Source organism: Neohoeflea coraliihabitans (assembly GCF_019334345.1).
Taxonomy (GTDB): domain Bacteria; phylum Pseudomonadota; class Alphaproteobacteria; order Rhizobiales; family Rhizobiaceae; genus Pseudohoeflea; species Pseudohoeflea coraliihabitans.
Genome location: NZ_JAHWQX010000001.1, coordinates 901,759 through 921,812 on the forward strand (window position 1 = coordinate 901,759; position 20,054 = coordinate 921,812).

The window sequence follows — 20,054 nt, forward strand, 5'->3', positions numbered from 1 at the left end:
GACAGCCGCCCGATTCGCCATCACCGCCCGTCTCACCATTACTTTCTGCTAATTTTTCCGGACCTGACCAACCGTTTCTTAACGACACAAAGAGATAGTGCCGTCATGCAATCTGGAGCCAGGCCACTCATACGATGACCATCATCAACGCCGCAGAACGGGTTCTGCCAGCAGGCCGCTTCCGGCGTCTGCGGCCGGCGCTTGCCCGCCTTTCTGCGATGAGCACGGGTCAGGGCGAGATGGCCAAGGCCCAGCGCATGGCACTGATTGCCTTTTCGATCCGCATCATCAGCGCGCTGATCACGTTCTTATCGCAGATCGTCCTGGCCCGGATCATGGGCCATTTCGAATACGGCATCTTTGTCTATGTCTGGGTGCTCGCAGTCATTCTCGGCAATCTCTCATGCCTCGGATTTCACACGGCGGTGATCCGCTTTCTGCCTCAGTACCGTGCCGCCGGCGCCGAAGATCGAATCCGCGGCCTGACCGTGACGGCACGCATTTTTGCCATGCTGTCGGCAACATTGCTGGCCGGCATCGCCATCGCCACGGTGCACCTGCTCGGCGAACGTATTCCGGCCTACTACGTCGTGCCGCTGATCATCGGGGCCTTTGCCCTTCCGATGATCGCCCTCGGTGACGTGCTTGATGGAACGGCGCGCGCCAACAACTGGCCGATCTACGCCCTCAGCCCGACCTATATGGTGCGCCCGACGCTGATCTTGCTGTTCGTTGTCGGCCTTCTGTATTACTTCGGCGCCGTCAACGCGACACTGGCCCTCATTGCGGCGCTCGTCGCCACTTACGTGACCACCCTCGGCCAGCATGCGGTGATCCTCAGCAAACTTTGCGGGCAACTCGCCAGGGGTCGGCTCGACATTGATCTGCGCGCCTGGCTGGCTGTCGCCCTGCCGATTTTTCTGATCGAGGGTTTCTACTTTCTGCTCACCAATTCAGACGTCATCGTTGTCGGCATCTATTTGCCGCCCGAACGGGTGGCCGTCTATTACGCCGCCGCCAAGACCATGGCGCTGGTGCATTTCGTCTTTTTTGCGGTCAAAGCGGCTGCCGCTCCGCGTTTCTCGAGCCTGGTCTACAGCGGCAATCGTCAGGAGCTTGGTCACTTTGCGAGCCTGACAACCCGCTGGACCTTCTGGCCCTCGCTGACGCTTGGAGCCCTTGCACTTCTCGCTGCGCCCGTTCTGCTCTCCCTGTTCGGGCCCGGCTTCATCGAGGGCCGCACGGTGATGTTCATCCTGTTTGCCGGCATTCTGGCGAAGGCCGCCGTCGGCCCGGCGGAAACCTTGCTGACCATGGCCGGCCATCAGAAGATCTGTGCTCTGCTTTACGCCAGTGCCTTGGCCATCAACATTGCCCTGAACATCCTTTTGATCCCGCGATACGGGATCGAGGGGGCCGCACTCGCCACGGCGGCAGCCATGATCTGCGAAGCTCTCCTCCTGCATCTGACCGTACGCCGAACCCTCGGCATGGTGCTGTTTGCCGGTGTCGACCAGCATGGTCGCTTGGGCCTGTTGCCACGGCGGGAGATCTGACATGGCGAGCAAACCCGTTGTTGATGACCATGTCGGTAGCCAGGCCAACACGCTTCTCGGCGAGCTTGCCTCCATGTCGGCGGCGCGTCCCGTCGCCGAACTCGAGATCGACGTTGGCCGCGAGGGCCGGCAGCTGGTCACCTACAATGCCCGCGCCGGGTACAGTCTGCGCACGGAGCTCGACCACCTGACCAACCGCGTCGTGGAGCCGAATGTCTTTTTCTCCGCACGCTTTCTGGCACCGGCCATGCCGCGCCTGGATGACCGCCAGGTCCGCCTGCTGCTCATTCGCGACGAGAACGCCCGCTCGTCGCGCATGCGGCTGATGATGCCGTTCTCCATCGAAAAGCCCGGACTGGCCGTCGGGCCGAACATCCTGCGTGCCTGGGCCAACCCGTTCGGACCGCTCGGCACACCCTTGCTCGACGCGGAAGGCGGTGCCGAAACGCTCGACAATCTTCTTGAAGGCCTCGCGCGACCGGGCAGCGGCTTTCCAGAGGTCCTGGTGCTGCCCGATGTGCGGATGCAGGGACCGGTCATCAGCCTGCTGCGAGCGGTCGCCATCGACCGGAATTTGCCGATCAGCGAGACGGGCTTCACGGAACGACCGATGCTGGAAAGCAATCTCGAGGCCGACGACTATCTTGCCGCGGCAATCGGCAAGAACCACCGCCGCGAGATGCGCCGCCAATGGCGTCGGCTGTCCGAACGCGGCACGCTCAGCTACGTTGTCGCCCGTCAGCCCGACGAGGTGCGGCATCATCTCGAGGAGTTTCTGACCCTTGAAGATAGCGGCTGGAAAGGCCGGCAGCGTACCGCCATGGTGGCAGACCGGTACCGGGCCGCCTTTGCGCGCGAAGCCATCAACGGGCTGGCCGAACACGATGCCGTGCGCATTCATACCCTGTTGCTCGACGACGAGCCGATCGCATCCATGATCGTGTTCATCGCCTCCGGCGAAGCCTACACCTGGAAGACCGCCTACAATGAAGAGTATGCATCCTATTCACCGGGCAAGCTGCTCGTCGAAAAACTGACCGAATGGCACCTTGATGATCCGAACATCAGCAGGACGGATTCCTGCGCCGTGCCCGATCACCCGGTCATGTCTCGCCTCTGGAGCGAAAGGATGCGCATGGGCACGCTGATTATCGGTTTGCGTCCCAACAGCGACCGGGAAGTCCGCCAGGTCTCCGCGACCCTTCACATCTACAAGAACACCCGCAACATGGCCCGTCTGATCCGACAGAAGATCCGCGGCCTCGCCGCCCGGCGTCGCCCGTAGCGCTCAGTTCCCAACTTCTCCGGCGGCCTTGTCGCGCAGTTCACGCCGGATCACCTTGCCGGTCGTGGTCACCGGCAAGCTGTCGACGAAAGCGATTTCCCGAGGATATTCGTGGGCCGACAACCGCTCCTTTACAAAGGTCTGGATGTCGCGTCGCAACGCCTCATCGGCCGTTTGTCCATCCGCCAGGACTATATAGGCCTTGACGATCTCCGTACGGATCGGGTCCGGCTTTCCCACAACTGCTGCCAGGGCCACCGCCGGATGGCCGATCAGGCAATCCTCGATTTCGCCAGGTCCGATGCGAAAACCGGAGGAGGTGATGACATCATCATCGCGGCCGAAAAAGCTGATAAAGCCCTCATCATCCAACACGCCCTGATCTCCGGTCAGCATCCAGTCGCCGACGAATTTGCTTCTGGTCGCCTCTTCGTTGCGCCAATAGCCCAGAAACATCGCCGGATCGGGACGCCGCACAGCGATCTGTCCGACAGTGCCGGCCGGCATTAAGGCTCCTGTTGCATCGATGATCGCCACGTCATGTCCGGGCACCGGGCGACCGATTGCGCCCCCCTTGCTCACGTCCCGGGCGGCGCAGGATGACAACACGGCGTTGCACTCCGTCTGGCCGTAAAACTCATTGATCGTCAACCCCAGCGCCCGTTGCCCCCACTCATAGGTGTCGCGTCCGAGCGCCTCTCCTGCTGAGCTGACCGTCCGCAATCGCAGTCGGTAGCGCGCCGCCGGATTTTCGACCGAGCGCATGATCCGCAGCGCGGTGGGCGGAATGAAGGCGTTGCGCACACCCATCTCCTCAAGTATCCGGAAGGCCAGCTCGGGATCAAATTTCTGTGCTGGCGAGGAGACCACCGGCACACCCAGAAGCAGCGCCGGAAGCAGCACATTCAACAACCCGCCAGCCCAGGCCCAATCGGCCGGCGTCCACATAAGGTCATCCGGTTGCGGCATGAATTCGTGGTGAAACTGGATGCCCGGTATGTGGCCCGCCAACACCCGGTGCCCATGCAGGGCACCTTTCGGCGCACCGGTGGTCCCGGAGGTGAAGATCATCAGCGCCGGGTCATCGCGACCGCCGATCACATTGATCGGTTCCTGCCGGTAGGCACTGATCAGCGCATCCATGCGGTCATCCCAGCCGCGCGACTCACCGCTGACAACGATATGTTCCAGCGCCGGCAGCGAAGAGCGGATGGCCTGAACCTTGTAGGCGCCCTCACGGGTCGAGACGATGGCACGCGCGCCGGAAGCGGCCAGGCGGTGCTGAAGTCCCTCGACGCCGAAAAGCAACGCCAGCGGCACGCTGATCGCCCCCAGTTTGAAGATCGCCATATGGGCGATGACGGTGTCAAATCCCTGCGGCAACAGCAGCGCCACGCGATCGCCTGCACCAACACCGAGAGCCTGCAACGCCCTGGCAAAGGCATTCGAACAGCCGGACAATTCGCCGTATGTCATCTCCAGATGTTGCCCGTCAGGCGAATAATGCGTCAGGCAAACTCGATCCGGCTCCCGTTCGGCCCAGTCATCACAGGCCACCCGGGCGATGTTGAAATCACCGGGCACGTCCCATCGAAAGTCGCGATACAGCTCTTCATATGATCGGTTTCGATCAATACGCACGTCGGCTCAATCCCTTCAAATACGCCCAGCCAGGACGCGCTTCACAATCGCCGAGCGTTACGATCAAGAGCGACCGGACTCTCCACGGATCAGATTGCCCCGCAACGGCCCCAAGGCTCGTCGAGGGCGGCTGCGACTATGCAAGAGTTCGCATAGTGTGTCCAACGCACGCACAGGCTTCAGGGCCGCACCGGATTACCCCATGGCGCCAAACCCGGCGAACAGGTCGCGGAAGCGCTCGCGCAACAGCGATTTCTGCACCTTGCCCATGGCGTTGCGCGGCAATGCATCGACGACCACGAAGCGGCTTGGATGCTTGTACCGCGCCAGTGAGGAAGCACATTCCGCGAGAATCGCATCGGTGTCGATTTCCCCCTCGTCCTGTTCATCGGCCGGCTGCGCTTGCGCGGGCACCAGCACGCCGACGACGGCCTCGCCGAAGTCGGGATGCGGCACACCTATCACGGCGCTTTCGAGCACCCCCTTCTGGGCATCGAGCACCAGTTCCACCTCTTTCGGATAGACATTGTAGCCCCCGGAAATGATCAGGTCCTTGCCGCGACCGACGATGTGCACATACCCATCCGCATCGATTCTGCCGAGATCGCCCGTGATGAAGAAACCGTTCTCTCGCAGTTCCTCCGCCGTCTTCTCCGGCATGTTCCAATACCCTGAAAACACGTTCGGCCCGCGCACCTCGATCATCCCGACCGCGCCGTCTTCGACAGGATCGCCGCTTTCCGGATCAGTGATCTTCACCTCCACACCGGGCAGAGGCATTCCGACCGTGCCGGCACGGCGCTCGCCCTCATAGGGATTGAACGTGTTCATATTCGTCTCGGTCATGCCATAGCGCTCGAGGATACGGTGGCCCGTGCGTGCCGCGAATCGCTCATGCGTGTCAGCCAACAACGGCGCCGAGCCGGAAATGAACAGCCGCATCCGCTCGGTCAGAGCCTGATCAAGGCGCGGATCGCTCAACAGGCGCGTGTAGAAGGTCGGCACGCCCATCATGGTCGTCGCCCTCGGCAGGGCGGCAACAACCGCATCGAGATCGAATTTCGGCAACAGGATCATCGAACCGCCGGCGACAAGCATCGTGTTGGTCGCGACGAACAATCCGTGTGTATGGAAAATCGGCAGGGCATGCAGCAACACGTCATCCGCCGAGAACTGCCAGAGTTCGGCCAGTGTTTCGGCATTGGAAACCAGATTGCCATGACTGAGCATCGCCCCTTTCGAGCGGCCGGTGGTTCCGGAGGTGTAAAGCAGCGCCGCCAGGTCATCCGCGCTGCGGGCAACCGGCGCAAAATCCGGACTTAGCTCCAGCGCCCGGTCCGGCAATGAGCCCCCGCCGGCCGCGTCCAGCGTCATGATCATCGCGTTGTGCCGTTCGGCAATTGGCGCAAGCTCCTCGCTCCGGCCCGGATCGCACACCAGCATGCGCGCGCCGCTGTCTTCGATAAAGTAGGACACCTCGTCCCTGGTGTAGGCGACATTCAACGGCAGGAACACCAGGCCGGCCTGCACGCACCCCGCATACAGCGCCAGCGCATCCGCCGATTTTTCGACCTGCGCCGCCACCCGGTCGCCGGCCTCTAGACCCGCAGCGCTGAGAGCGGCCGCCATCTGCCCGGCGCGCGCAACAAATCCCGCATGGGTCAGCGTCTCGCCACCGGGAAGGTGCAGAAACGGCGTATCACGCCCGGCGTGAATGCCGAGCAGCGTGTCATAAAGCATGTTGGTCATCGGGTAGCTCTCCCCTCATTTGAGACATTTCTACCACCGCCGATGTCGGATCGCCGTGATGGGCGCCAGTGTGTACGCTCAGCCGTGCTAAGCTGCACTTGGCGCGGCGCAAGCGTTGTGCAATGAAGAATATGTGTTCTGAGCAAAAACGAGTACCCTTCTTGCGGCCGGGGAGGATGCCATGTCGTCTGTTGAACGAAATAATATCACCATCTCCGGGAACGGGTCCCGTCCCATGATTTTCGCGCATGGCTTTGGCTGCGATCAGAACATGTGGCGCTTCGTGGCTCCGGCTTTTGCGGATGACTTCAAGGTCGTGCTGTTCGACCATGTTGGCGCCGGGCGCTCTGATCTCAGCGCCTACAGCTCCGAGAAATACGGCTCGCTCGCAGGTTATGCCGATGACCTTGTCGAGATCGGCGAGGAGCTCGAGTTGCGCGATGCGGTGTTCGTCGGTCATTCCGTCAGCGCCATGATCGGGGTGATGGCATCCATCAAGGCACCTGGGATGTTTGAGAGCCTCGTCCTTGTCGGACCCTCTCCCCGTTACATTGACGATGCGGACTATCGAGGCGGTTTCAGCCGTGCCGAGATCGAGGAATTGCTCGATTCGCTGGCGGACAACCCCATGGGCTGGTCGGCAGCTATGGCGCCAGCCATCATGGGCAATCCTGACCGCCCGGAACTCGGCGAAGAACTGACCAACAGCTTCTGCAGGACCGACCCCGATATCGCGCAGGAATTTGCGCGTGTGACATTCATGTCCGACAGCCGCGGCGATCTGCCCAAGGTGCCGGTGCGCGCCCTTGTACTGCAGTGTCGCGATGACATTATCGCATCCGAGCAGGTCGGAGAATATGTTCATCGGCACCTGCCCGAGAGCCAGCTCGTCCTCCTGAACGCCACCGGTCATTGCCCCAATCTGAGTGCGCCGGATGAAGTGATTTCGGCCATGCGGTCCTTTCTCTAGGTGGTGATGGCAACCCCGCCACCCCCGGAGGATCTTGAGGATCTCTACGAGCATGCGCCGTGCGGTTACATGTCGCTGCAGCCTGACGGGCGAATCGTCAAATGCAACGCGACGCTTTGCGCCTGGGTCGGGTATTCGCACGACGAATTGCATGGCAAGAGGCTGCACGATCTGCTGAGTGTTGCCGGCCGCATTTTCTTCGAGACACATTTCGCGCCACTTCTGCGCATGCAAGGATATTTCGACGAGGTGGCGCTCGACTTCATCGCCCGCGATTCCACGAAGATCCCCGTTCTTGCCAACGCCATGGAACGCCGCGATGACCAGGGCGCCTTGCTGTTCACCCGCATCACGATCTTCAAGGCGACCGACCGTCGCCGCTATGAACGCGAACTACTCGAGGCAAGAACTAATGCGCAAACGGCGCAGCGCGAGCTTCAGGCCTTGAACGCAACCCTAGAGACGCGGATACGGCGGGCGGTTGAGGAACGGCTGCAGATCGAGGAAAGCCTGGCGCGCGAACGCCAGCTGGCGGAGTTGCGTGAGCAGTTCATTGCCATTCTTGGTCACGACCTGCGCAATCCCCTGGCATCCCTCGACGGCGGAATCCGCATGCTGCACGGCGAAAATCTGAGCCCGCAAGGCGAGCGTGTGGTCAAGCTGCTGCAAGGAAGCACCCTGCGCATGTCGGGCCTGATCGACAATATCCTCGACTTTGCCCGCACGCAGCTCGGCGGCGGCATCGCGCTGAAAATTGAGGATGACGTAGAGGTGCAGCCGGTGCTCGAACAGGTGGTCGACGAACTCCGCACTGCCACGCCTGATGCCACGATCGAGACTGAATTTACCATCCCCGCCCCCATGCGCTGTGATCGCATTCGCATCGGGCAGCTGGCCTCGAACCTTCTCGGCAACGCGCTGGCGCACGGCCACCGGACCAGCCCGGTCAGGGTTCGGGCTAACGCCGCCGATGGCGAGTTCGTTCTCTCCGTGACCAATGCCGGCGAGCCTATTCCGCCCTCGACCATGGAGCGGCTTTTCCAGCCCTTCGTGCGCGGCACATCCGGACGAAACCAGGACGGCCTCGGCCTCGGCCTGTATATTGCCTCGGAGATCGCGCGCGGCCATGGCGGCACGCTTGAAGCGGAATCGACCGCAGAGGAAACCCGGCTGACTTTTTGCATGCCGCTGACCGGCAATCCCGTCGAACCTGACTAAACGCTGACGCCGGCAAACAACCGCAGATGCTGCCGGTCGGACGTCCGCATCGAAGATCACGCCATATTTGCTTGAATGGTGCCCCTGGCCGGGATCGAACTTGCCTGCGATCCGACTGTAATGCTTGACTTTTATGGGGAGGCCGGCGACTTGTGGTACGCATCTCGGTACACAAAGGCGCTCTCATGGCGAAATCTCCCGCTCTTCCCCGGCACGTCTCGCAGTCCGACACCGGCATATACCGATATCGCCGCCGGGTCCCCGAAGCCCTGCGGGCAGAACTCGGACTTGAGGTAAAGCGAAGCCTCGGCCGGGACTATGCAAAGATGTTGGAGCAATATGCTGTGCTGCAGGCTCAGGTAGCGAAATCCTTCGCATCAAAGCCGCATCGGCAGTCCAACGCACGACAGAAAGTTATTTCGAAGCTGCGGGAGCACGGCTTCCAACCGCACGAGGTCGTGAGCTTGGTCAGTAGCGGCGCGGACCCCGATGACATGGACGGCCGGTTTTACGCTTTCGACGCCGCGCTCGACGAGCTGGCGCGAGAGGCGGACTTGACGCCTGAATTGATCCGCGCCGTCAGCCGCGGCGAAATTCCGATGACAATGGAAGCGGCCCTCGATGAATACCTCGAATACCGCATCCGGGATGCGCCACAACGGGCAACACAGTCCCGGCAGGCAGTAGAGCGGCATAAGGCATTGCTGAGGTCTACGTTGGGGGGCACGGCGTTCTCTCGCCGCCCCGTACAGCAACTGAGACGAGCAGACGCGAGGCGAGTACGCGATCACCTGATGGAGCGTGTAGCTGCGTCAACCGCCCGCCGCTCGCTCAACGACATCTCCGCCGCGCTCCGTAGAGCGATCCGCGAACACGATCTAGACATGGCCAATCCGTTCGCGGATCTCGAGGTCGCCGGATCGCAACACACGAGGTCGCAGCGGATACCGCTAGATCATGCAGACATGGCGAGGCTGGCGAAGATCATGGAGACGAATGACGAGCTCGGTGACATCTGGATTACCTTGCGCGACACAGGCGCTCGGCTGAGTGAGATCATTGGGCTGCGTGGGATGGATCTGGACGCGAAGAGCCTCCTCGTCCGAGTCGAAACCCATGACGAGCGACGGTTGAAGACAGCCAACAGCGAGCGGGAGATCCCCATTCCTGCCGAATTGGCAGAACGCCTCGCCAGCCGCGCCAATCCTGACGACAAGGCTGCTCCACTTTTTCCCCGATATCAGCGCCCACGCGGCAATGACGCCTGCTCGCAAGCCTTGATGAAGCGACTCCGTCGGGTGATCAAGGATCCCCGCAAGGTCGTTTACAGCCTCCGACATCGCATGAAGGACCTGCTGCGAGATACGGACTGCCCCGAGAGCCTTGCTCGGGAAATTATGGGGCACTCCGACCAGTCCAGCGCAGCGAACTATGGCAGAGGCTCCTCGCTTGAACGAAAACGCCGCGCGTTGGTGGCGGCATGGACCAACAGTCAGGACGGCACTGCGACCTTCCACGGATAGGGCACCGCCCCGGCCATCACTGCATTCACCCCCTCCGGGTAAAAGGTACTCGTACAGCACGAGAGATTCTCGAGCTCCCTCGGGCCCGAAGAGTCCAAGAGAAACCCTGAGACCACCCCAAGGCGCCAGAGACAACTTCTCTGGTGCAGGTGGGGTGTGCTCCCCTTCGGATAACACTCCGGCCTCCCGCGAGGAGAACCCCGACTTATCCCCGCCTGCCGGTCCAGTGCATGGACCGCCCTGCTCCTGCACCGATTTCCCCTTGCTCAGCTCCCCACGCCGGAGCCGCGCTGCCGGTGCATGCACCCATATGTCCTCGATCACAGGAAAGGTAACCTGTATGATCCCCTTCACCATCTCCACCCTGCACACCATCGAACTCATCGGCTCCTATACCGCCCGCCACCTCCCGTCTGGGCTCACGACTAACCAGCGTTCTCGCAGAAACCGAAATACCACTCGCAGCCCCATATCTCCGTTGTGCAGGAAACTGCTGGAGGAAGGCTATGACCCCTCCGAGGAGGTCCATATCATTCGCAAGGCGCTTGACCGCGACGGATACATACCCGTCTTCAAACGCGACCGCACACTCCAAGGCTGGGCCGACCTGGATTGCGTGGAAAGCGACCGACACTCCGTCACAATCGTCAGGCATCGCCCATTCCCCCATGCGGTCAACGCGAAAAACAGCCGGGAGGCGGCCTCAGAGGAGGATGGGCCCGAAGCGAACGTTCACGCCGCTAAAACGCATCGACCGTGACAGCGAATTGCCAGAGGCGGCGCAGCTCCCTTGCGTCGCCTCCCGCCTTCAACGACCACACCACCATCCGCGTGGTCACCCTCGAGTGGGCCTTGATTCGTCGCGGCCGATGTGAGCTGTGCCCTTGCCCTCGGCCAAACCGCCTCCGCCCTGCGGCGGCTCGATGATTATGAGGTCATCCGCATATCCCGATCTAATGTTGATCCGATCAACACTAGCTTCCGGAACCGCGGGGCCCACTGCGTCACCGAGAGCAGCCTGTACAAGCTCGTCATGCGCTCCGACAAGCCCGAGGCCCCCGCCTTCCAAGACTGGGTGACACGCGAGGTGCTCCCGGCAGTCCGCAAGGACTGTGGGTACATCAAGGGCGAGGAGAGGTGCCGACCGCCCCTCCGACAGGGCGATGACCGCGTCGATGGGCTCTCGATGATGGTGGCTCACTTCGTTGAGGTGATGGACCAGGACGCCAAGAAGGCCAGCGACAGCGCTTACGATAAGGGGATGCGAATGGAGATGGCGAAGATCCATCAGGCCCGGCTCAATAGCGGCAAGGGGACTGCTCCCGGTGGGGGTGGTCGGGGGCCGTGGAGTGGGTCGATTTAAAAGGTACTCATACAGGCGGGAGATACCTCCTCTTAGTGACACATTAGGTTAACCTGAGGTTCTCCTCCTCCGCTCGGTCCAGAGTATTTCGTGTCTCCCGCCCCGGGAAACCCCCAGGCAACCCCTCCGCCTCCGGGGGAGACCCACCACCTACCACCTACCCCCTCTCACAGGGCCCGAGAGGTCCCCAGGGAGCCGTTGGAACCCGGCAGGACACCGACACACCATCCGCGTGGTCGAGAAAGACGGAGCCCCATGGTTCGTCGGGTCGGACGTACTGCACGTCCTGTACGGGAGGTCCTCGGGGATCACCCACATCTACAACCGGCTGGACGCCGACGAGAAGCCCAAAGTGAAACGAGTTCACCTTGGGATGCGCCAAGGCAAGGACGCCAGCATCGTCACCGAGAGCAGCCTGTACAAGCTCGTCATGCGCTCCGACAAGCCCGAGGCCCCCGCCTTCCAAGACTGGGTGACACGCGAGGTGCTCCCTGCGGAGCTGCGATTTCACCGGCTTACCTAAGCTCGAAGTTATTGAAGATAATAGAAGACTAAAGGTCGACGCTGACAACAAATGTTTTCGTCATCAGCTGATGATCTCTACCGTTAAACCCAACCCCAATGCGTCCGAAATTTGTTCGATGTTCCGCTTTTTTTGTGCCGTGCTGCTGTGCGTCTTAATGAAATGGGGCGGTACTCTCGCTTCATTGTATTTCTTCGAGGGCGTTCGTGACACGATATTCTCGCTATTAACTAAAATTCCTAGCTTCGCGACACGCTCAGCTCCGGCGCGTTTGATGACCTCAATAAGCGTGTCCGCGCCTTTTTTCTCAGCCACCACCTCGCCGCATGGGTATCGAACCAAGAGTGCTGTCTTTGGAGATTTTGAGTTGGAGAGAATTTGGCGCGTTGCAGCCTCGACCGCTGGATCTTGGTAGTCAACTTCGGCGGTTCCGGCGAACGAGTTAACCCATTCCGCCTCAAGTAGCTGAACTTTCTCCAAGAAGCCCCGAAGGGCTTTTCCTCTCTCTCCCAGCTTCGTCGCCTCTTCATACTGCGATTCGTGGAAAAGGCTCGCTCCATAAGCATTTAGGTTATCAACTTCGGCACCGAGCTCCAGTCTCATGAGCTCGAACGCAATAGTTACGCTATCCATGCTTCCGCTCTGACGATGGTTCATTTCTGCCACCCCCTTTTAACTCGTGGAATGCACTATCGGGTCTACGATCATGGGACTAGATAAGCGGCCTCTTGGCTTTATGCGTTACAGCAGCATGTCATACTACCGCAAAATCTACACAGGCGCGAAACTTCGCGATCGGTGAGAGGCCCTCAAGTTCTATGACCGCGCGGATGCGCCGGCCAAGCTGGTGGCGCACCTCGTCGAGGTCATTGACCAAGACGCCTCCAAGACGAGCGGCCAAGCTACGACAAGTGGATGGTCGACCAACTCTCCAAGTCGCACGCCGGCGGGGAGTACGCCCTGCCTCCCCCCGTATCCCACCCCAATCCCCCGGGGTCCCCAGGGTTACCCCGGGCATACACCGACCCCCTTCCCCCACCGCTCATCCTCCGTCCCTCCTCCGGATCCCCGGGGTCCCTGAGATACTCTTGGTGACCGTGAGATCCCGGGGAGCGGTAGGGGACCCCGCGCCCGGCCGTGGCTCAGTCTGCTAACGACCATTTCGTGAAAAACCGCCTTACCGTGCTTGAATTGGCGCACGTTTCCCGATTACCCCCCGTGGGGGGGGTAACCTCATGTCCAGCCGCTCGAAGCTCACGGTACAACACGGGCAAAATCAACCTCCTAGCGTCCTGCAAAGCGGCTGCGCTGGCTCATCTGACTGTGAACGACGCGGTGACAGTTCGCGCAAAGGCATTCGACATCCGACAATCTCGTTTCATGTCCAGGAGCCATTTCGGCTAATGGCAGCGCATGATGCACCTCTATGCATGCTTCCCCTTCGGGCCCGCCGTATTGAATCACGGGATCGAGTCCGCACAGCTCGCAGAAGAGTCGGCCATGAATTCTTCTGAACTCCGCCCGTTTGGCCGCAGGAAGACCTCTATGCCGCTCTCGTTTAAGATGACTGACCAGCCTCGGATCGCCTTCAGCCCAAGACAAGTCCTCGCGCGACAAGACCGGGACGGCCCTCTCGACCTCGCCCTTCGGAACGATACCGAAACCGGCCGCCCTAAGAATCTTGAAACACGGCTCACCCTCCCCCGCCGAGAAATGCTCCGGGAGCACTCGAAATCCAAGTGCCAGCGTTGCCGCTCGCCCGAACACGGCCTTGGGCGGCAATCTGATTCCATCTCCCGCAATCAGGTCGTACTGGCGGGACTCCTGAAATGCGGGGTCCGGGCCATTTTCGATAGCGTCAAGGACAGCTTCCCGGACATGTTCCGCCGTTACACTGTATAGGGTGTCGGCAGAAAGACGACCGCGCGGCGAACCGCTTTCGCGACGGATATGCGCCGATAGCATGCGCTCGATTTGTGACCGGCTCTTTCCCTCCACCTCGATGCGAATGCGCTTATTCGAGTTTCCTCGAGTTGTCTGTGCCGTCGAAGAACGGCCAATTGCCTGCATACGTCGGCTAATCAAGGTAAACAGGTCGCTGGGAGACCCAACAAATTCGCTAGAAGCCAGAATGATACGATCGGCTCCCGGAAGATGCCGGGTCCGGGCGCTATCCACCCATATGCCACGCAAAACCGCTCGTGCCTCAAGTGTGCGTGTCAATATGAGACGTAGAGCTTCCGAATAATCGCGATTTCTCTCGCTGTAGCTCCCGATCGTTCCGCCTCGGCTATGCAGCACTATAGCGCCATCCTCGATATCGATAGCAGCACTTAACGGCTCCGCGCCTTCCGATAGTATCTCGTAGACCATAGGGGAAACATCGCTCATGCCGCAGCGGCACAGCAAGGATTATTTTAAAGAGGACACCGATCGACGCTATGTAGAAAGCGACTCCAGCAAGCGAAATCTAGGAACGCGCTCGTCGCCACCAGTGCACTCCGAGTGCTCGGCATCGCCTAGTCAAGGATGAACTTCGCTGCATTCGGCGAAGCGGAAACGCATGTGATGCGTAAGAGTGGTTTAACCTCTCTTAAGAGGGACGGCAGGATGTTGGTCTCCGAGATCGGCCTCTGCCTCCGCCACCTTGCTTCATTCACCCACACATGTTCGCTGTCGAAGACTAGGACCCTCTCAGTCTTCGGGGGACCCGAAACTTCCCCATGCAATCATCACTCGCGCGACACTTTAATGGGCGGCCCCTAGCGCAACTGCACAAATCATTACATAATGGCCTAGCAAGGTAGGCTCTTCGATAATCACGCGCGGCAAAGTCTCTCAGTTGAACAGTATCCTCCTCCCATCAGTGAAGTCTTTGTACATTCAGTTGCTTTTTGAAGATACGATATTGAGCACCGGGACGGCGTTTTCCGTTCAGACGAGCCAGGGCGCGATGTTGATAACCAATCGGCACAATTTAACAGGACGAGATCAAAATACCGACAGATGTCTTCATAACATGGGTGGATTGCCAACCCATGTCCGGATCCATCACCACGCCACCGGAGCCTTGGGGACATGGATCGAGAAGACTGAGGCTCTATACAAAGACGGAGTGCGACGATGGCTTGAGCATCCTGCTCTCGGAAGCAGAGCGGACGTAGTCGCTTTGCCCCTCGTTGAGACGGATGGAGTAGATCTCCATCCATACGACCTATACAACGAAGGCTGCGATTTTGTGGTCGGTCCCGCCGATCCGGTTAGCGTGATCGGATTTCCGTTTGGCCTCACTGCGCACGGTAAATTCCCAATCTGGGCTACAGGATTCATCGCAACCGAACCGATTTTCGATTACGAAGATCTTCCAGTTTTTTTAGTAGACTGCCGATCTAGAAAAGGTCAATCCGGGTCACCAGTCATTGCGCAACGCAATAGTGGCACGGTAACGCGGCCTTCCGGTGCAGTAGTCACATTTGGAGGGCCCGTTTCTCAGTTTCTCGGCATCTACAGCGGACGAATTAACAACGAATCAGATTTAGGGTTCGTCTGGAAAACAAGAGCCATTCAAGAAATTATTGCATTTAACTGATAAGAGACAGATTGCAGGAGATTCTCGACATCCGGCAAACTAGAAACAGCGATAGCTACACCACACCTTAGTTGTTTCGTCACTCTTTCCCATTTCGATGAATTTTGATGACATAAGTTACTCAATCGATGTGAAAAGCATGCCTTCGGCGAACATATGTATGGCTGCTCCCGTGGGAGTGTGAATACGCCGCACGAAGCCAACTTACAGCTGGATGCGAGCTAGATCAGTCCACAAATTGGTACACAATCCCAGCCAATGGTGCACAAAAACCGAGAAAAGCACTTACATATCAAAGCACGTAAGCGCTGCATGGTGCCCCTGGCCGGGATCGAACCAGCACTCCCGAAGGAACCGCATTTTGAGTGCGGCGCGTCTACCAATTCCGCCACAGGGGCACTGTGTCTCGCGCACCAGGATGCGCGAGCGGGGGTAGGCGGGCAGGACTATATTCGCCGATGGGTCAGGGTCAAATACTTTCTGCCATCAGCTTGCCTAACCGCTTGCCGCAGCGATCGGAACGGGCCGCGCCGGCAGGAAATGTCAGTTGCGCGCAAGCCCCTCTCCGGTTTGTCGTCCGCCCCGGTTGTTCTCGGTCATCAATGCTCCTAAAACCGGAGCGACCCACCGAATCGCGAGCCCGGAAATGCTGCGACGCCTCTATGACTGGACCATGTCGCTGGCAGCGACCCGCCACGCCGAAAAGGCGCTCTTCGGCGTTTCCTTTGTCGAAAGCTCGGTGTTTCCGATCCCGCCCGATGTCCTGCTGGTCCCGATGGTGCTGGCGCAGCGCGCCCGATGGCTACGCTTCGCCGTCATCTGCACACTCGGCTCGGTCCTCGGTGCCTTTCTCGGCTATCTGATCGGCATGTTCCTGTTCGAGGCGATCGGCCAGCCGATTCTCGCCTTCTACGGCAAGGCCGATTCCTTCGCGCAGATCAGCGACTGGTACAACGAGTCGTCCTGGGGCGGCTGGGCCATCTTTTTCGCGGCCATCACACCGTTTCCCTACAAGGTGCTGACCATCTTTTCCGGCAGCACCGGGTTCAATATCGTGCTCTTCACCCTGATCAGCATAGTCGGCCGCGGCTTGCGTTTCGTACTCGTCAGTGCCCTTCTTTACCGCTTCGGAGCGCCGATCCGGCTTTTTATCGAAAAGTATCTTGGCCTTCTTTTCACCCTTTTCGTCCTCTTGTTGGGCGGCGGTTTCTACGCTGTCAAATACGTGTTCTGATCATGCATCTTGCAACAAGCCTTACCGCACCTACTGGCCGGCCGCAGCTCGTCGCAGCCCTGTTTCTCACTCTTGGCATGGCCGCGGTGGTCGGCACCGCGCTGGCCTTTGAGCACATTGGCGGCTACATCCCCTGCGCCCTCTGCCTGACCCAGAGGACGCCCTACTATCTCGGCATTCCGTTGATGGCGTTGGCAGCGCTCAGCCAGGTGCTGTCCGGCCCGGCGCTGCTGACCCGCGGTCTGCTTCTCGCCGGCGCCCTGCTGATGCTGTATGGCGGCGCGCTCGGCATCTACCATTCCGGCGTCGAATGGCAGTTCTGGCCCGGCCCCACCAGCTGCGCCACCTCGGCGCAAGGCGTCACCACCAATGCCGGCGATCTGCTTTCCGATCTCAATGCCAAGAAGCCGCCCTCATGCGACGCGGCGGCGCTGCGCGTTCTCGGCCTGTCCTTTGCGGGCTGGAACGTCATCGCCAGCGCCATCCTCGCCATCATCGCCCTGCGCGCCGCCTTCCGCCGCGCCTGACGCACCGCCTGACGGCGCCGGACGACGGCGCCAGTCAGGGCTGCAATTCGACATCCCAGTAGAGATAATCCATCCAGCTCTCATGCAGATAGTTGGGCGGAAACAGGCGGCCATTGTTGTGAAGATCATGCACCGAGGGGCGAAACGGCTTCTGCCGCGGCAGCATGCCAGCCTGTTTCGGCATCAGCCCGCCCTTGCGCAGATTGCACGGTGAACAGGCGGCAACGACATTCTCCCAGGTCGTCTGCCCACCACAGCGGCGCGGAATGACGTGATCGAAGGTCAGTTCTTCCTCCGAGCCACAATACTGGCATTCGAACCGGTCACGCAGAAAGACGTTAAAGCGTGTGAAGGCCGGATGCCGCGAAGGTCGGACGTAGCTTTTCAGGCAGACGACGCTGGGCAATTGCATGGAGAAACTCGGCGAGGAGACCGCGTGGTCATACTCCGCCACGATCGTCACGCGGTCGAGAAAAACAGCCTTCACTGCATCCTGCCACGACCACAGTGACAATGGATAATAGCTCAAGGGTCTGTAATCCGCATTCAAGACCAGCGCGGGCATCGACTGCGGCGACACATGGATCGTCAAGCGAACCTCCCGATCGTCTGTTGCCTAGCGGTCTTATATTAGGCGCACTGTGACACCCTTGTGAAGCTGGCATCTGCGTTCTTCACACAAAGCGCTGCCGGGGCGCTGGCAGTGGCGCTGCCGGTGGTACTGGCGGTGGCACTGGCCGGCGGCGTCAGCTAGGGCGGCGCGCCGTCGCGGCGCATATGATGCGCATAATAGGCCCAGAACAGCCGTGCCGCGACGCTGCGCCAGGGCGACCAGGTTTCCGCCACCTGCCGCAAGGCCTTTGCACCCCCGATTGACGGATCGCCGAAGGCATGGCCCACGGCCCGCTGCAATGCGACATCGCCGACCGGGAAAATGTCCGCATGTCCGGCACAGGAAAGAAGATAGACTTCCGCTGTCCAGGGTCCGATCCCTTTTATCGCGGTCAGGGCACTCATCGCCTTCTCGACCGGTTCGGCACACAGATCCGCCGGCTTGAGCCGTCCCGCTTCAACCGCCTCAGCCACTGCGCGCAGCGTTGCGAATTTCCCCCGTGACAACCCGATCACGCGGCTGTCTGCCTGCGAGAGCGCCAGCAGGGCCGGTAGTGTGATCTCGCCATCGCATGCCGCCCGCAAGCGCGCGCTCAAGGCCGCGGCGCTGCCTTTCGAGACCATCTGTGCGAGCACGATGTCGACAAGCGCGGCAAGTCCCGGCGGACGCAGGCGCAACGGCACCGGCCCCGCCCTGTCTATCACCGCACGGAGCCGCGAATCCTTCAGCGCCAGCGCCGCCAGCCCTTCAGCGATATCGGCCTCGCAGCCTATGCGCAGCCTATTCTCTCCCATCACTGCCAGTGCCTCGTTCAAGCCTTCGCACTACCCTACGAGAACGTCCGGCACCGGTGACGTCAACCGCAAAACATGCGACAGACAGCCGATGAAACCGCCAACTGATCCGGGCCCGCCCGGCCCGGATACGACAAACGCCATGTCAGACACCCAGACCCTTCAGGCGCCGCGCGTGCGTTTTGCACCTTCACCCAATGGCCGGCTGCATCTCGGCCATGCCCGCTCGGCGCTTCTTAACTGGCAATTTGCCGCAGAAAATGGCGGCACCTTCCTGCTGCGGATCGAGGACATCGACGCGGAGCGCTGCCGCCCGGAATATGAGCAGGCAATCGGGGAGGACCTTGCGTGGCTCGGCCTGTCCTGGCCGCAGCCGGTGCGCCGCCAGTCGGAGCATATGCCCGCCTATCGCGCCGCGCTTTTGGAACTTGATCGCCTCGGCCTTGTCTATCCCGCCTTTCTCAGCCGAGGGGAGATCAAGGCGAGCGTCGCTGCCTTCGAGGAGCGCGGCGCGGTCTGGCCGCGCGATCCGGATGGGGCACCCCACTACCCGGGTCAGGAGCGTCATTGGTCGCAGACGAAGAGAAACGAACGCATCGCCTCCGGTGCCTCTTTCGCCTGGCGTCTTGACATGCAGCGCGCGCTGACGGGTCTTGCCACCCCGCTGAACTGGCAGGAAGGCGGGGAAGACGGGACGCTGCGCGACGAGGTCGCGGCGCCACAGGATTGGGGCGACATCGTGCTGGCGCGCCGCGATACGCCGACAAGCTATGCGCTGGCGGTAGTGGTCGATGATGCCCTGCAACAAATCACCGATGTCATTCGCGGCGCGGACCTCTTCGCTGCCACTGCTGCCCACCGGCTCCTGCAGGTTCTGCTCGGATTGCCGGCACCCATCTACCGCCATCACCAGCTGATCACCGACCGCAATGGCCGCAAGCTATCGAAGAGTGACGGGGACACGGCTCTCGCCGCACTCAGGGCACGCGGTACGACCATCGCTGAAATTCGCAAGATGGCCGGTCTTGATGCGCCGCTCAGGCCATTCGGCCGAGAAGCTTGACGAGCATCGCCAGGATCAGCCCCGTAAATGCACAGCCGACCGCCGCTGGCATCAGCCATTCCCATGGCAAGGGGGGCGAGGCCAACGCATCCAGCGCCATGCGGCTGGTCAGGAACCCGGTGAACAGGATCAGCATGTTTCCGAACGGGCCGAAGCCGCTTTCCGCAGCCAGAGCATCCATCGCGCAACCCATGAAATAAAAGGCAGCGGCGAAAACCAACACGATCAGGATCGGCAGGCCGAAAACTTCAATGGAAAACATGCAATGTCTCCCTTCATCCTCCCGTATTAAGGCGAATTGCCTCAATGGAGGACCCTGGAAGCCGGCGGAATGCAACGCTAGGACCTGACCTCGCGCTGCCGCTGGCCCTCATGGCCGCAAACCGACATCACCACGCATACCAAT

General features: G+C 60.6%; 17 protein-coding genes, 1 tRNA gene and 2 pseudogenes. 12 read left to right on the forward strand and 8 right to left on the reverse strand.

Features of this window, described 5'->3' with window-relative positions:
• Nucleotides 1-134 precede the first annotated feature (134 nt).
• A complete protein-coding gene (locus KY465_RS04270; protein WP_219200193.1) occupies nt 135-1,556 on the forward strand; it encodes an oligosaccharide flippase family protein in 1,422 nt (473 codons plus the stop codon).
• A gap of 1 nt (nt 1,557) precedes the next feature.
• Nucleotides 1,558-2,841: a GNAT family N-acetyltransferase gene (locus KY465_RS04275; protein WP_219200194.1), complete on the forward strand. Its 1,284-nt coding sequence runs from the start codon at nt 1,558-1,560 to the stop codon at nt 2,839-2,841.
• A gap of 3 nt (nt 2,842-2,844) precedes the next feature.
• On the opposite strand, the gene KY465_RS04280 is transcribed toward KY465_RS04275, so the two are convergent.
• Both KY465_RS04280 and KY465_RS04285 read right to left on the reverse strand, forming a co-directional pair.
• A complete protein-coding gene (locus tag KY465_RS04280; protein WP_346432586.1) occupies nt 2,845-4,482 on the reverse strand; it encodes an AMP-binding protein in 1,638 nt (545 codons plus the stop codon).
• 195 nt (nt 4,483-4,677) lie between these two features.
• Nucleotides 4,678-6,231, reverse strand: a complete 1,554-nt coding sequence (locus tag KY465_RS04285; protein ID WP_219200195.1) for a malonate--CoA ligase — start codon at nt 6,229-6,231, stop codon at nt 4,678-4,680.
• 181 nt (nt 6,232-6,412) lie between these two features.
• Between KY465_RS04285 and KY465_RS04290 the strand changes: the two genes are divergently transcribed.
• The 6 genes and pseudogenes from KY465_RS04290 to KY465_RS04315 form a co-directional block, all read left to right on the forward strand.
• Complete coding sequence (locus tag KY465_RS04290; protein WP_219200196.1) at nt 6,413-7,201, forward strand: alpha/beta fold hydrolase; 789 nt, start codon at nt 6,413-6,415, stop codon at nt 7,199-7,201.
• Between the two features lie 6 nt (nt 7,202-7,207).
• The gene (locus KY465_RS04295) at nt 7,208-8,419 is read left to right on the forward strand and encodes a PAS domain-containing sensor histidine kinase (RefSeq protein WP_219200197.1); all 1,212 of its coding nucleotides are present in this window, start codon (nt 7,208-7,210) and stop codon (nt 8,417-8,419) included.
• A gap of 185 nt (nt 8,420-8,604) precedes the next feature.
• Entirely contained in the window at nt 8,605-9,942 is a 1,338-nt protein-coding gene (locus tag KY465_RS04300) for a tyrosine-type recombinase/integrase (RefSeq protein WP_219200198.1), read from the forward strand.
• A 340-nt stretch (nt 9,943-10,282) separates the two neighbouring features.
• Nucleotides 10,283-10,702 carry a hypothetical protein gene (locus KY465_RS04305; protein WP_219200199.1) on the forward strand — a complete coding sequence of 140 codons (420 nt, stop codon included), beginning with the start codon at nt 10,283-10,285 and terminating at the stop codon, nt 10,700-10,702.
• Nucleotides 10,703-10,810: 108 nt separating this feature from the next.
• Nucleotides 10,811-11,080, forward strand: a pseudogene (locus KY465_RS18835) (BRO-N domain-containing protein); the annotation flags it as partial.
• A 457-nt stretch (nt 11,081-11,537) separates the two neighbouring features.
• Nucleotides 11,538-11,801 (forward strand): annotated as a pseudogene (locus KY465_RS04315) (BRO-N domain-containing protein); the annotation flags it as partial.
• A gap of 90 nt (nt 11,802-11,891) precedes the next feature.
• Here KY465_RS04315 and KY465_RS04320 read toward each other — a convergent pair.
• Complete coding sequence (locus tag KY465_RS04320; protein WP_219200203.1) at nt 11,892-12,485, reverse strand: hypothetical protein; 594 nt, start codon at nt 12,483-12,485, stop codon at nt 11,892-11,894.
• A 627-nt stretch (nt 12,486-13,112) separates the two neighbouring features.
• The gene (locus KY465_RS04325; RefSeq protein WP_219200205.1) at nt 13,113-14,219 is read right to left on the reverse strand and encodes an HNH endonuclease; all 1,107 of its coding nucleotides are present in this window, start codon (nt 14,217-14,219) and stop codon (nt 13,113-13,115) included.
• Nucleotides 14,220-14,670: 451 nt separating this feature from the next.
• Between KY465_RS04325 and KY465_RS04330 the strand changes: the two genes are divergently transcribed.
• The gene (locus KY465_RS04330; RefSeq protein WP_219200207.1) at nt 14,671-15,417 is read left to right on the forward strand and encodes a S1 family serine peptidase; all 747 of its coding nucleotides are present in this window, start codon (nt 14,671-14,673) and stop codon (nt 15,415-15,417) included.
• 313 nt (nt 15,418-15,730) lie between these two features.
• On the opposite strand, the gene KY465_RS04335 is transcribed toward KY465_RS04330, so the two are convergent.
• Nucleotides 15,731-15,815 (reverse strand) — tRNA-Leu (locus KY465_RS04335).
• Nucleotides 15,816-16,063: 248 nt separating this feature from the next.
• On the opposite strand from KY465_RS04335, the gene KY465_RS04340 reads away from it, so the two are divergent.
• Nucleotides 16,064-16,651 carry a YqaA family protein gene (locus KY465_RS04340; RefSeq protein WP_219200209.1) on the forward strand — a complete coding sequence of 196 codons (588 nt, stop codon included), beginning with the start codon at nt 16,064-16,066 and terminating at the stop codon, nt 16,649-16,651.
• A gap of 2 nt (nt 16,652-16,653) precedes the next feature.
• On the forward strand, nt 16,654-17,178 hold the full coding sequence (locus KY465_RS04345) for a disulfide bond formation protein B (protein ID WP_219200210.1): 525 nt from the start codon (nt 16,654-16,656) through the stop codon (nt 17,176-17,178).
• 34 nt (nt 17,179-17,212) lie between these two features.
• Here KY465_RS04345 and KY465_RS04350 read toward each other — a convergent pair whose 3' ends face one another.
• Nucleotides 17,213-17,770: an HNH endonuclease gene (locus tag KY465_RS04350; protein ID WP_219200212.1), complete on the reverse strand. Its 558-nt coding sequence runs from the start codon at nt 17,768-17,770 to the stop codon at nt 17,213-17,215.
• 158 nt (nt 17,771-17,928) lie between these two features.
• The gene (locus KY465_RS04355; RefSeq protein ID WP_219200766.1) at nt 17,929-18,585 is read right to left on the reverse strand and encodes a DNA-3-methyladenine glycosylase family protein; all 657 of its coding nucleotides are present in this window, start codon (nt 18,583-18,585) and stop codon (nt 17,929-17,931) included.
• Nucleotides 18,586-18,727: 142 nt separating this feature from the next.
• Between KY465_RS04355 and gluQRS the strand changes: the two genes are divergently transcribed.
• On the forward strand, nt 18,728-19,648 hold the full coding sequence (gene gluQRS / locus KY465_RS04360; RefSeq protein ID WP_219200215.1) for a tRNA glutamyl-Q(34) synthetase GluQRS: 921 nt from the start codon (nt 18,728-18,730) through the stop codon (nt 19,646-19,648).
• On the opposite strand, the gene KY465_RS04365 is transcribed toward gluQRS, so the two are convergent.
• A complete protein-coding gene (locus KY465_RS04365) occupies nt 19,623-19,910 on the reverse strand; it encodes a hypothetical protein (protein WP_219200218.1) in 288 nt (95 codons plus the stop codon). The two genes, gluQRS and KY465_RS04365, sit on opposite strands and share 26 nt — an antisense overlap.
• Nucleotides 19,911-20,054 lie beyond the last annotated feature (144 nt).

Coding starts and splice junctions, on each gene's coding strand:
- KY465_RS04270 (WP_219200193.1), top strand. CDS start 135: ATGACCATCATCAACGCCGCAGAACGGGTTCTGCCAGCAGGCCGCTTC.
- KY465_RS04275 (WP_219200194.1), top strand. CDS start 1,558: ATGGCGAGCAAACCCGTTGTTGATGACCATGTCGGTAGCCAGGCCAAC.
- KY465_RS04285 (WP_219200195.1), bottom strand. CDS start 6,231: ATGACCAACATGCTTTATGACACGCTGCTCGGCATTCACGCCGGGCGT.
- KY465_RS04290 (WP_219200196.1), top strand. CDS start 6,413: ATGTCGTCTGTTGAACGAAATAATATCACCATCTCCGGGAACGGGTCC.
- KY465_RS04295 (WP_219200197.1), top strand. CDS start 7,208: ATGGCAACCCCGCCACCCCCGGAGGATCTTGAGGATCTCTACGAGCAT.
- KY465_RS04300 (WP_219200198.1), top strand. CDS start 8,605: ATGGCGAAATCTCCCGCTCTTCCCCGGCACGTCTCGCAGTCCGACACC.
- KY465_RS04305 (WP_219200199.1), top strand. CDS start 10,283: ATGATCCCCTTCACCATCTCCACCCTGCACACCATCGAACTCATCGGC.
- KY465_RS04320 (WP_219200203.1), bottom strand. CDS start 12,485: ATGAACCATCGTCAGAGCGGAAGCATGGATAGCGTAACTATTGCGTTC.
- KY465_RS04325 (WP_219200205.1), bottom strand. CDS start 14,219: ATGAGCGATGTTTCCCCTATGGTCTACGAGATACTATCGGAAGGCGCG.
- KY465_RS04340 (WP_219200209.1), top strand. CDS start 16,064: ATGCTGCGACGCCTCTATGACTGGACCATGTCGCTGGCAGCGACCCGC.
- KY465_RS04345 (WP_219200210.1), top strand. CDS start 16,654: ATGCATCTTGCAACAAGCCTTACCGCACCTACTGGCCGGCCGCAGCTC.
- KY465_RS04355 (WP_219200766.1), bottom strand. CDS start 18,585: ATGGGAGAGAATAGGCTGCGCATAGGCTGCGAGGCCGATATCGCTGAA.
- gluQRS (WP_219200215.1), top strand. CDS start 18,728: ATGTCAGACACCCAGACCCTTCAGGCGCCGCGCGTGCGTTTTGCACCT.
- KY465_RS04365 (WP_219200218.1), bottom strand. CDS start 19,910: ATGTTTTCCATTGAAGTTTTCGGCCTGCCGATCCTGATCGTGTTGGTT.